The organism is Salinicoccus siamensis (assembly GCF_042429615.1).
Lineage (GTDB): Bacteria > Bacillota > Bacilli > Staphylococcales > Salinicoccaceae > Salinicoccus > Salinicoccus siamensis.
Genome location: NZ_JBHMAH010000010.1, coordinates 67500 through 79647, shown reverse-complemented (window position 1 = coordinate 79647; position 12148 = coordinate 67500). Strand labels below are relative to the sequence as shown.

The window sequence follows — 12148 nt, the reverse complement described above, 5'->3', positions numbered from 1 at the left end:
GGCTGGCCTTTGTTTTCAGCGGTATTCATTCATTTTTTCGATGGCTTTATATCCCAACATGTTCAAGACGCTTTTAGGGCTCGAGTATGGCGGCGAATAGGCGACTTCGATGTTGGTCAAATCAGTGACGGACCCACCAAGTCTGATGTGGGCGGCAAGGATGTCGATGCGTTTATCGACACCTTCAGTGCCGACGACTGAGGCACGTAATATACGGCCATCCTCTTTATGGGCATATATCCTGACCCGTATCGGGCTACTGTCTGCCATGTAGCCGGCTTTGTTTTTCTGGGTGTGATCGACAACAAAATAAGGGAAGTCTTCCAGTTCTTCTTCAGATAAGCCAAGACTTGCAATATCATAATCGAAGAAGCGCATGATGTTGGTGCCAAGCAACCCCTCAAAGCGCACTGATCCATTGCCACTGACCTGGTTGCTGATGACGAAGGCCAAGCGATGCGCCCCCCATGCCAGGGCGACGTTTACGCGCCGGTCTTTCACATGCTGATAGAATGTTTCGATTGAGTCTCCGAGCGCATAGACACAATCTTTATTCGTCCGGCCGCGGTCATCGGTGCATATATGGCCGGAATCATTCAATGTGATGCCCGAATCTTCCAGAAACCCAGTCGATGGAGTGATGCCGGTGCCTGCAATGATCATTGGAGCGAAGATTTCCTCGCCGGTCGTTAGCGTAGCGGTATCACCCTCGACCTTTTCAATTTCCGCCTCGAGTTTCACTTCTACGCCGTGCCTGTCAAGTTCTTCTTGGAAGAAGTCGTTCATGTCGGATTCGAGGTGTTTGTATATATTCCTGCTGCGGTGCACGAGCGTGATATGGATGCCGCGTTGGACGAGGTTTTCAACCATTTCCAGACTGATATAACCGGCGCCTACGACGACCACGTGCTCAATATCATTTTCTTCGATATACGATTTGATGGCGTCCAAGTGGTGAAGGGCATGGAGGACGAATGCCTGAGGGACATTCTCAAGGGCAGGGATGATCCTTGGAGTCGCTCCGGGAGAAAGCACCAGATGGTCATACGATGCTTCAAAGGTATTGCCGTCTTCCAGGTTTTTGACGCTTACTGTCTTGCCGTCAGGATCGACACCCACTACCTCATGCCGTGTCTTGACGATGACATCGCGCTCCTTGAAGGATTCAGGGGTAGCGGCGACGAGCTGATCGCGCTTTTCCACCTCCCCTCCTATATGATAGGGCATCCCGCAGTTCCCATAACTGATGTGCGGCCCCTTTTCATAGATGGTAATATCGATTTCGGGATCGAGCCTACGGAGTTGGGCGGCAGTTGTGGCGCCGCCGGCGACTCCTCCGACGATGATGACTTGTGTCATTTTTACACTCCTTCGTTGAAATAGAACATTGCCACAGTACCGTTTCCGGTATGGCTGCTTATGGTAGGGCCGATGGTTGAGATTTTCACATCGGAAACATTCGTGTCTTCAAGTATCTTCTGCTTCAGCTGTTCTGCCTGGGCTTCCGCGTTCGAATGGGTCAGGTGCACTTCATGGGTGACATTGTCGGCAAGAAGATGCTTGGTCATGCTTGAGAACACTTTTTTTATGCCGCGGTGCTTTTCAAGGGGCACAAGTTTCCCATCTTCGACATGGAGGAGTGGTTTGATGTTGAGCAGTCCTCCGAGGAATGCCTGACCTTTCGACAGGCGGCCGCCCTTAGCAAGATAGTCAAGATCGTTTACTGTGAAGAAATGGCGGATATTCTTCACATCCTGTTCTATCTGTGCCATCATGGCGTCTTTTTCCATACCGTCCTTCAAGTATCCATGCGCGTTCTCCACGATCATGCCGAGGCCATAGCTCGCCGACTTGGTGTCGATGATCGTGATATCCGCTTCCGGAAACTCATCGATGATCGTGTCGCGGGCTATCAGGGCGCTCTGATAAGTGCCTGACAGTTCACTTGAGAATGCGATGTAGAGGATGGATTCCCCTTTTTTTGCATATTTGCGGAAGACATTGGTGAAATCTTCCGGATTTGCCTGGCTTGTCAACGGACGCTTGCCTTCCGTGATGGCTTCCAGCACTTCCGAGCTTGAGATTTCATACTGGTCATGGTAATCGGTATCGTCGATGGTGATGCGCAGCGGAATCATTTCGATCTCCATCTCCTTGAGCTGCTGCACAGGGATGTCCGAACAGCTGTCCACTAATAATTTCATATTAACCGCTCCTTCCTTTTATAGATGCAATTTGAAAAAATCGTTCAGGAATTGTCCGATGCCGTCATTGTTGTTTGTGTCTGTCGTATAATCTGCTGCATCCTGTATTTCTTTTATCGCGTTGCCCATAGCCACGCCATGTTCGGCATATTTGATCATTTCGGTATCATTGTCCTCATCGCCGAATGCAATGATATTCTTCTGATCGATGCCCATGTAGCCACGGACGTAATTGACGCCGACTGCTTTGTTGATGCCTTTTTTGACGATTTCTATTACAGGGTAGGGTGCACCCCAGCGCCGATGTTCGATGGCGTCCGCAAAAAGGTCATCCAGCGCTTGTCTGATGTTCGGCACTTCAGGCTCTTCTGCCTGAATCAGTATTGTGGTCGGGCCTGATTCGATTGTCTGAGTCAGATCACCGATCCTTATCTCGGGGTTGCCCATGCTGAAAGCTTCAAAGAGGACCTCATCATGATAGTGGAGATAGACGTTGTCCTTGACTTCAGCAATGATATTTTGGATGTTGAGGTCAGGCACCCGGCGCACGATCTCCTGGGCGACTCCCAGATCAAGTTCCTCGTGGACGGTCCGGAAGTAGAGGTCGCTTGGATGATGGACGAACGCCCCGTTGAAATTGACTATCGGAGTATCCATGTCCAGTTCCCTGTAATAAGGTTCGCTCGCCCTGTAGGGACGGCCGGTCGATATCATCAGTTCATGCCCCTTCTCCTTGAGTTTGAGCAGGACCTTTTTAGTGAACGGGCTGATCTCCTTTTCGTCTGTCAGCAACGTCCCATCAAGGTCGAGACATATAAGATGTTTTTCCATTATGCAAAATCTCCTTGTTAATATTCATAGAACTATCATATCATTTATGTTTATCTAGTGCGGTTTTTTTGATATATTAATAGTATATACTCTGGAAGGAGTGAGATAAATGGATAAAATGATGGAAGAAAGCATGATGGGCGCACTCGAGAACGTGATCGACCCGGAACTTGGCATCGATATAGTCAATCTTGGCCTGGTCTACGGCGTACATCTCGATGAAGATGGCAATGCCGGTGTCGAGATGACACTGACTTCAATGGGCTGTCCGATGGGGCCTCAGATTGTCGATTCAGTCAAACAGGCGCTTTCTGAATTGCCGGAAGTGGAAGAGACTGAAGTCAACATCGTCTGGAACCCACCATGGGATAAAGATAAAATGAGCCGCTACGCGAAGATTGCGCTTGGCGTCAGCTAAAGGCATGAAAAAAAGCACTCGTCAGAGTGCTTTTTTTATGCAACAAGATGGTAGATGATGGCAAACGCACCGATTGCGAAACAATAGTAGCTGAAAAGTGCAAGATTGCCTTTCTCCATGATGTTCTGAAGCCATTTCAAGGCAATATAAGTGGCTATCAGACTGGCGATGAAAGCCAGCAGGTAAGGCACCCATAATGCGGACAGATTCGGATCGTTGACGAGGTCATCGACCGATATCAGCGCTGTACCGAGGGAGACGGGGATATAGAGCAGGAAGACAAAACGCAGAGCATTCTTCTGGTTCATACCGACCGCCATGGCACCGACAAGTGTTGCGCCGCTGCGGCTGATGCCGGGCATGAGTGCCACACACTGCGCCGCCCCGACGATGATGGCATCCCGGAAACGGATATCCCCATCCTTCTTCTGTCCACGCTTATTTTTGATGAACCAGAGGGCAAGACCTGTGACAAACAGCATGAAGCCCACTGTCAGCATGGAGGCGTTGTCCCCTATGATATCCTTCAAGAGAATGCCCAGAATGCCAACCGGAATGGTGGCGATGATAAGATATATGACATAGCGGAAATCTTCTGCCGCCTCTTCATCACGTGCCCCTTTAAAAATGAAGCGTGACAAATTGACGATGATTTCAGTGATGTCCGCCCTGTATATGTAAAGGACTGCGATGAGGGAGGCCGTATTAAGTAATATTTCAAAAGAAAGTCCCTTGGCTTCGACGCCGAGCAATTCACGTGCAATGACAAGATGGCCACTCGATGAAACGGGTATCGGCTCGGTGAAACCCTGAAGTAGACCCAGAAAGATATAGCGTATAAGTTCAATGATATCCAAAACTGTCCCTCCTAAAATTCCTATACTATAATATAGAATAAATTTGCTTTAAAAGCCATCAATTGCTTGAAAAAGGACTACATAGGTGTATAATATAGTTAAGGTCAAAAAAGGTCAAACACATTTATGGTACAGCATCACTGCAAATTATTATTAGAGAGGTGAACAATATGGATATCAACAGAATGACGTATACCGTGCAGTCGGTTATAGAGCGGGCACAATCCATTTCGGTCGATCTGAAGCTGCAGTCGATTGAAACGGAAGCACTGATGAAGGCCATGCTCACAGTGGACGAAAGCATGGCCAAGGATGTATTGGAGCGGGCGTCCATAAATACCGGCGAAATCATTGCACAGTATGATGAAAAATTGAAGAAGTACAATGTCGTCAGAGGCGATAATGTGCAGTACGGACAATATATGTCGAACGGCTTTACCCAAGTGATGGACCGCGCCGAAAAAATCATGACGGAAATGAAGGATGAGTACGTCTCCATCGAACACGTCCTGCTCGCAGGCATGGAAAAGGAACAGATACTGAAAGAAGCGGTCGGCAATAAGGTGGAAGTGATCAAGGAAATCATCAATAAAGCAAGAGGGGGAAACCACGTGACCACACAAAACCCGGAAGTGCAGTACGAAGCGCTTGAAAAATACGGTCGTGACCTCGTCGAAGAAGTCAGGAGCGGGAATGTAGACCCCGTAATCGGGCGGGATGAGGAAATCCGCAACTCCATACGCATATTGAGCCGTAAGCGCAAAAACAACCCGGTGCTCATCGGAGAACCGGGAGTCGGTAAGACAGCCATCGTTGAAGGCCTCGCCCAGCGCATCGTGCGCAAGGATGTGCCGGACAGCCTGCTTGACAAGACGATCTTCGAACTCGATTTATCAGCATTGGTGGCAGGCGCAAAATACCGCGGTGAATTTGAAGAACGCCTTAAAGCGGTCCTGAAGGAAGTGAAGGAATCAGAAGGGCGCATCATCCTCTTCATAGATGAAATCCATATGCTCGTCGGCGCAGGCAAGACCGAAGGGGCGATGGACGCCGGCAATATGCTCAAGCCTATGCTTGCACGCGGCGAACTGCACTGCATCGGTGCGACCACGCTGAATGAATACCGTGAGTACATCGAGAAGGATTCGGCCCTGGAACGCCGGTTCCAGAAAGTACAGGTGCCGGAACCTGATGTGGAGGATACCATCTCCATACTGAGGGGCCTTAAGGAACGCTACGAAGTGCATCATGGCGTCAGAATCACAGACCGTGCCCTGGTAGCTGCAGCAGAACTGTCAGATCGCTATATTACAGATCGTTTCCTGCCAGACAAAGCGATTGACCTGATGGATCAGGCAAGTGCCACAATCAGGACTGAAATGGGTTCTAACCCGACGGAACTCGATCAGATCAACCGTCGTGTAATGCAGCTTGAAATTGAGGAACAGGCACTTAAATCCGAAGATGATGCGGTTTCCAAAAACCGCCTGACAGAGCTCCAGAAGGAACTGTCGGAAGTGCGCGAGGAGCAGCAGACATTGGCCCAACGCGTCCAACGTGAAAAAGATCAGATCCAAAAAGTGAACGACAAGCGTGAAGAAGTCGACAGGGTCCGCCAGGAACTTGAAGAAGCAGAAAATAATTACGAGCTTGAGAAAGCGGCAGAACTCCGCCACGGCAGACTGCCGCAACTCGAGAAGGAGCTCGATAGGTTGGCAGAAGCGCTGCAGGAAGAAAGTGCCGGCGAAAACCGTATCATCCGCGAGGTCGTCACCGAAGACGAGATAGGATATATCGTCAGCCAATGGACCGGTATTCCAGTCTCGAAGCTTGTTGAAACCGAGAAGGACAAGCTGCTGAAACTTGCAGATATACTGCATGAGCGGGTCGTCGGCCAAGACGAAGCGGTCGACCTCGTATCGGACGCAGTCATCCGTGCCCGGGCAGGCATCAAAGACCCGGACCGACCGATCGGCAGCTTCCTTTTCCTCGGACCGACAGGTGTGGGTAAGACCGAGCTTGCAAAAACCCTTGCCGCAACGATGTTCGATTCAGAAAAGCATATGATACGGATCGATATGAGCGAGTATATGGAAAAACACGCCGTCTCCAGATTGATTGGTGCCCCGCCTGGCTATATCGGACACGAAGAGGGCGGCCAACTGACTGAAGCAATAAGGCGTCAACCCTATTCTGTAATATTGCTCGATGAAGTCGAGAAGGCGCACAGCGATGTGTTCAACATTCTGCTCCAATTGCTTGATGAAGGCCGACTCACAGATTCCAAAGGCCGTTCCGTCGATTTCAGGAATACAATCATCATCATGACCTCGAACATCGGCTCGAACCATCTGCTCGATACCGTCGTTGAAGAAGGCGAAATTTCAGAGGATACGAAGCAGATCGTCATGCGCGAGGTGCATCAATACTTCAAGCCTGAGATAATCAACCGCATGGATGATATCGTCATCTTTACACCATTATCCCGGGAAGATATGAAGCGGATTACACAGAAACTGCTTGACGATCTGAACCGGCGCCTTGATGATCAGCATATGACGATCGAAGTCACAGAAGCCGTCAAAGACTGGATTTCCGAGGAGGCCTATGAACCACAATTCGGTGCAAGGCCGCTCAAACGCTTCATCCAGAGGCATATCGAGACACCGCTCGCAAGAAAACTCATTGCAGCCGACTTGAGCGAAGGACTTCATGTCAAGATCGATTACGGCGATGACGGACTTAAATTTGATATGTAATAGGGCGCACCCGGATGGGTGCGTTTTTTTTATGGAATAATTTCAATGACAAATTTCCACCTTGAAAAACTAATAGTGATAGTTGCTGCAGGAGGCAATCGATACTTAAGGAGCACTTATTGAATTTGACAGGAAACTCAGTTCTGTATACTAAAAATGTACAACTTATATAGTAGAATAATCCAAATAATTATTAGGAGGAAATTCATTGAAAAAGATTCCACTATTACTCGTACTTGGATTTATACTTATATTGGGTGCATGCGGCAATGGCGGTTCGGAAGAATCCGATTCCGGTTCAAGTAAACTGGATGAACTGAAAGAAAGCGGTACTGTAAATATCGGGTTTGCAAATGAACCTCCATATGCCTACGAAAATTCAGAGAGCGGAGAACTTGAAGGCGCAGCAATAGAAATCGCCAAGGCTGTATTCTCTGAAATGGGCATCGACAATGTCGAAGGCCATCTCACAGACTGGGGTGAATTGATACCGGGCGTGCAGGCTGGACAATACGATGTCATCACTGCTGGTATGGCGATCTTGCCGGACAGATGTGAAAACGCCTTATTTGCAGAACCTGAAATGCAATATGGGGAGGGTCTGGTCGTGACAGCGGGCAACCCGAAAAATATTAAAAGCTATGCTGACATAGCAGATAATCCAGATGTGAAGGTCGCTTTGATGGAGGGGACGACACAGTTTGATTTCCTCGATCAGGAAGGAGTAGACCCGAGCCAGATCATGTCGGTAGGTGATATCCCAGGTCAACTTTCTGCTGTACAATCAGGCAACGCCGATGTCACGGCAGCGACTGAAGCGACTCTAAGAGCTGCCTATGAATCGTTGGACAGTGATGATGTAGAGATCGTCGATGATTTCGAACAGCCGGATATCGAAGGTATTCCAAGCTTCGGTGCTGCGGCGTTCAACCTCGATGATGCTGAGTTGCGCGATGCTTACAATGAAGCACTGGAAACACTTAAAGAAGACGGTACGATCGATCAGATCCTTGATGATGCCGAAGGTTTTGAAGCAGAAAGCAACAGAGTTGAAGTCGATGGAATGACGACTGAAGAACTCTGTGAAGCTGAATAATCTTTTCAGGCCCAGTGGGGATAACCCTCTGGGCCTTTAATATAATAGAGGAGTGGGGAAATATGTTTGAAAACTGGGTGAATATACTGACCTATCTGTCCCAGGGTGCATGGACGACAATCAGCATATTTCTTATGGCGGCTTTATTTTCTTTTGTGATGGCCTTCATCGCCGGGCTCTCACGTCTATCAACGAACCCGCTGCTTAGAGGGTTTACAGCCCTCTATGTGGAAATATTCAGAGGTACGTCGCTGATTGTGCAGCTATTCTGGTTATACTACGCAGTCCCGATGCTCTTCAACATCGATCTCGGCAGCAATTGGTGGGTCGGTGTCATTGCAATCGGATTGAATTACGGTGCGTATATGTCTGAAGTGGTGCGCAGCTCGGTCTTATCCATCGATAAAGGTCAGGCTGAAGCATCAATTACCTTGAACTTTTCGAGATTCCAAAGAATGATCAAGTCATCCTGCCTCAAGCTTTAAGGCTGATGCTTCCTGAGTTTGGAAACTACTCGATTCAAATACTCAAAGGGACAGCGCTTGTTTCACTGATTGGTTTGAGCGACATTCTCTACTATGGGGATATCTATCGATCTTCTAATCTTTCCGAAGGGCCAATCGCCTATTTCATGGTGCTCATCATGTACTTCATCATTGCACTGCCGTTGATCTGGCTATCTAAAAAAGGTGAGAAAATCGCCAGGAAAGGAGTGGCGAGCTGATGAGTTCACAATATTGGAGTTGGGGAACATTTCTGGAAGCATTTCCGATTATCTTGGAAGGGCTTAAAATAACGCTTGGCCTGACTGTTGTAAGCTATCTGTTGGCAATGCTGGTCGGCTTCATCTGGCTTGTGCTGGAATCGACGCCGTGGCGGCCATTTAACCTCATCATTTACTGGATCAGGGAATTCATAAGATCCACACCTCCCATAGTGCAGATATTCTTTCTGTATTTTGCGTGGCCGATGGTGCCTTATGTAGGGATGTCATTCACACCATTTGTAGCCGCCATGCTGGCTTTGGGAATCCATTTTTCCACTTATATCAGTGAAGTATACCGCTCAGGTATCGACAGTGTGGAAAAAGGTCAGCGGGAAGCATCTACAGCACTTAACCTTTCAACGAAAGACAGGTGGTTGAATGTCATCCTGCCCCAGGCATTGCCACCAACGATCCCGATGCTTGGCAATTATTTGATAATACTGTTCAAGGAAGTGCCACTTGCCGCAACGATAGGAGTAGTCGGTATACTCAGTATCGCAAGAAGCTATGGCGCACAGACTTGGTCCTACATTGAACCACTGACCATCGTGGCACTTCTGTTCCTGCTGCTCAGCTATCCATCAGCATTGCTGATAAACAGACTTGAGAGCAAAATGAATCGACGATTTGAGAAGAAGCAGAAGAAAATGAGAGTGAGTGAGTAATGGAACCAATTGTAAAATACGATGATCTCCATAAATCATTCGGGGACACGCACGTTCTAAAAGGTATCAATCTGGATATTTACCCTTCTGAAAAAATTGCGATAATCGGACCCAGTGGTTCCGGGAAAACGACAATCATAAGATTGCTTATGACTTTGGAGGAGCCGACGGACGGGGATATCATCGTGGCAGGTGAAAATCTTTGGAAGATGGAAGTGGGCGGAAAAAAGAAACGGGCTAATGAAAAACATCTGCGCTCAGTCAGGAAAAACATCGGCATGGTGTTTCAGCATTTTAATCTATTCCCCCATAAGACGATTTTGGACAATTGTGCAATGCCTCTTGTGAAAGTTAAAAAATATAGGAAGAAGGAAGCAGAGGACGAGGCCAAGAAGATGCTTGACCGCGTGGGGCTTGGAGATAAGTATGAGGCTTATCCCGCAAACTTGTCAGGGGGACAGAAGCAACGTGTGGCGATGGCGCGTGCATTGGTCATGAAGCCGAAAATCATGTTGTTTGATGAAGTGACGTCAGCCTTGGATCCGGAGCTCGTCGGGGAAGTGCTTGGAGTGATCAGGGATCTGGCTGAGCATGACGAGATGGCGATGGTGCTCGTCACACATGAAATGGACTTTGCGCTCGAGATTGCAGATCGTGTGCTCTTTTTGGATGACGGGGTCATTGCAGAATCAGGTACCGCGGAAGAAGTCATCAACCAATCTGAAAATCCAAGACTTCAGGACTTCCTAAAACGCTTCAGGACATCCTAAGGTCAGATGAAATTGTGCATGAGACGTAAATGGGGCCCGCCTTCAAAAAGGCGGGCCCCATTTATGCTATGCCATTTCTACAGCGGTCTCGCCTCTTACTTCGCGGCAAGCCTGTTCTAGATCTTCAGCATATTCTTTCTTTCTGTCTTCATCATAATCCAGTATATCAGCCATCAGTTCGATGACACCCTCTTTATATTTATCGACGTGTGCAATCTCGAAGTACAAGTCGCCTGTACGTCTGACAAAATAGTCGAGAGGGGTGTTTGCCATCTCATGCTGTATACTGTAGATGACTTGGGCGTGCACATCTTTTGGCAGTTTGTAATGCTCGGATGATTCACCAAGACCACCGGCAATTTCAAAGAGGTGCTCTGTATTGCTGCCGTAATGGCGGGCGAGGCGCTGTCCATTCGTTATGGAGAGGCCATAGGATGGCGCACGTTCTGCAATTCGGGCGACGTAATCATCAAAACCTTCACTGCCGCCGACGTCTCCCCCTGACATTGGCTGGTTTTTGGTAGCGGCCTTGTTGAACTTCAGCCCATATTCCTTCGATAGGCGCTTAGCGACAAGGTCGACTATTTCCTCAGCCATATGCCTGTATCCAGTGAGTTTTCCGCCTGCAATTGTAATCAGGTCGCTCTCTGATTCCCATATTTCATCTTTACGAGAAATTTCTGAAGGGTCTTTCCCTTCTTCGAGGATGAGCGGGCGGACGCCGGCCCAAGTGGATTCGATGTTCGACTCATCGAGGTCAAGTCCCGGGAACATATAGTTTGCAGCATCGAGAACATATTTCCGGTCCTCGTCATCTGCGACCGGGTTCTGCTTATCCCCTTTATAATGGGTGTCGGTCGTGCCGACGTAGGTCTTACCGTCGCGTGGAATCGCGAATATCATACGACCATCGGATTTCGCATCGAAATAGACTGCCTGGCGGAGCGGGAAATCTTCCTGATCGAAAACTAGGTGGACACCTTTAGAAAGATAGAGCTGCTTTTTGCCCTTTTCGGAAACCGTGTCCATTGATCTGACTTCGTCAACCCAAGGCCCACCGGCATTGATTACACGACGGCCGAGAATCTGATAGGTGCCGCCGCCGATGTTGTCTTCAGCATGGATGCCGACTACTTTGCCCTTATCGTAGACAAAACCTGTCGCTTTGACATGATTGATTGGATCGGCACCGAATTCTGCCGCCTTCTTCATGACCTCAAGTGTCATGCGTGCATCATCTGTCTTATATTCGACGTAATAGCCACCACCGAGCAGACCTTCCTGCTTGACAAGGGGTTCCTTTTCCAGAACTTCCTCGACGCTGAGCATTTGACGCTGTTCGCTTTTTTTAACTTCTGCAAGCATATCGTAGACTCGGAGGCCTATGCTTGTAGTCGTCTTGCCGAAAGTACCACCTTTATGGAAAGGGAGTAGCATCCATTCCGGTGTGGTGACATGCGGACCATTCTCATAGACGATGGCACGCTCAAGGCCCGTTTCACGCACGATGCCGACCTGGAACTGCTTCAAGTAGCGCAATCCGCCATGTACAAGTTTCGTGCTGCGGCTGCTTGTCCCTTCTGCAAAGTCCTGCATCTCGACAAGTGCGACCTTCATGCCCCGTTTGGCAGCATCCAGGGCGATGCCTGCCCCTGTGATGCCACCGCCGATTACGACGATGTCATAATCGACTTTTTCCATATGCTGAAGCTGATTTTTACGCGTTAAAGTATTTAACATTGATTTACCTCCTATATTGATTGAAGTAAAGGCTGGTGACTG

The 12148-nt window shown here is 48.6% G+C and carries 10 protein-coding genes and 1 pseudogene; 6 read left to right on the top strand and 5 right to left on the bottom strand.

The window, feature by feature from the left end:
- Positions 1 to 15: 15 nt before the first annotated feature.
- From ACFFLE_RS04215 to ACFFLE_RS04205, 3 genes are read right to left on the bottom strand one after another with little or no spacing between them, the layout of a single operon-like run.
- On the bottom strand, positions 16 to 1359 hold the full coding sequence (locus tag ACFFLE_RS04215; protein ID WP_380569898.1) for a CoA-disulfide reductase: 1344 nt from the start codon (positions 1357 to 1359) through the stop codon (positions 16 to 18).
- Positions 1360 to 1361: 2 nt separating this feature from the next.
- Entirely contained in the window at positions 1362 to 2204 is an 843-nt protein-coding gene (locus tag ACFFLE_RS04210) for a DegV family protein (protein WP_380569897.1), read from the bottom strand.
- 18 nt (positions 2205 to 2222) lie between these two features.
- Entirely contained in the window at positions 2223 to 3035 is an 813-nt protein-coding gene (locus ACFFLE_RS04205; protein ID WP_380569896.1) for a Cof-type HAD-IIB family hydrolase, read from the bottom strand.
- Between the two features lie 109 nt (positions 3036 to 3144).
- On the opposite strand from ACFFLE_RS04205, the gene ACFFLE_RS04200 reads away from it, so the two are divergent.
- On the top strand, positions 3145 to 3453 hold the full coding sequence (locus ACFFLE_RS04200; RefSeq protein ID WP_344704190.1) for a metal-sulfur cluster assembly factor: 309 nt from the start codon (positions 3145 to 3147) through the stop codon (positions 3451 to 3453).
- 35 nt (positions 3454 to 3488) lie between these two features.
- Here ACFFLE_RS04200 and ACFFLE_RS04195 read toward each other — a convergent pair whose 3' ends face one another.
- Positions 3489 to 4310: an undecaprenyl-diphosphate phosphatase gene (locus tag ACFFLE_RS04195; protein WP_380569895.1), complete on the bottom strand. Its 822-nt coding sequence runs from the start codon at positions 4308 to 4310 to the stop codon at positions 3489 to 3491.
- Positions 4311 to 4480: 170 nt separating this feature from the next.
- Here ACFFLE_RS04195 and clpB point away from each other — a divergent pair, with 170 nt between their 5' ends.
- From clpB to ACFFLE_RS04170, 5 genes and pseudogenes are all read left to right on the top strand, one after another.
- Positions 4481 to 7069: an ATP-dependent chaperone ClpB gene (gene clpB, locus ACFFLE_RS04190; RefSeq protein WP_380569894.1), complete on the top strand. Its 2589-nt coding sequence runs from the start codon at positions 4481 to 4483 to the stop codon at positions 7067 to 7069.
- A gap of 208 nt (positions 7070 to 7277) precedes the next feature.
- Positions 7278 to 8165, top strand: coding sequence for an ectoine/hydroxyectoine ABC transporter substrate-binding protein EhuB (gene ehuB, locus ACFFLE_RS04185; RefSeq protein WP_380569893.1), 888 nt, complete (start codon positions 7278 to 7280; stop codon positions 8163 to 8165).
- A gap of 134 nt (positions 8166 to 8299) precedes the next feature.
- Positions 8300 to 8889 (top strand): annotated as a pseudogene (locus ACFFLE_RS04180) (amino acid ABC transporter permease).
- Positions 8889 to 9596: an amino acid ABC transporter permease gene (locus ACFFLE_RS04175; protein WP_380569892.1), complete on the top strand. Its 708-nt coding sequence runs from the start codon at positions 8889 to 8891 to the stop codon at positions 9594 to 9596. Before ACFFLE_RS04180 ends, ACFFLE_RS04175 begins: the two are co-directional and overlap by 1 nt.
- Entirely contained in the window at positions 9596 to 10366 is a 771-nt protein-coding gene (locus ACFFLE_RS04170; RefSeq protein WP_380569891.1) for an amino acid ABC transporter ATP-binding protein, read from the top strand. Before ACFFLE_RS04175 ends, ACFFLE_RS04170 begins: the two co-directional genes overlap by 1 nt.
- A 66-nt stretch (positions 10367 to 10432) precedes the next feature.
- Here ACFFLE_RS04170 and ACFFLE_RS04165 read toward each other — a convergent pair whose 3' ends face one another.
- Positions 10433 to 12106 (bottom strand): glycerol-3-phosphate dehydrogenase/oxidase, encoded by a 1674-nt coding sequence (locus ACFFLE_RS04165; RefSeq protein ID WP_380569890.1) that lies wholly within the window; start codon positions 12104 to 12106, stop codon positions 10433 to 10435.
- Positions 12107 to 12148: the final 42 nt, after the last annotated feature.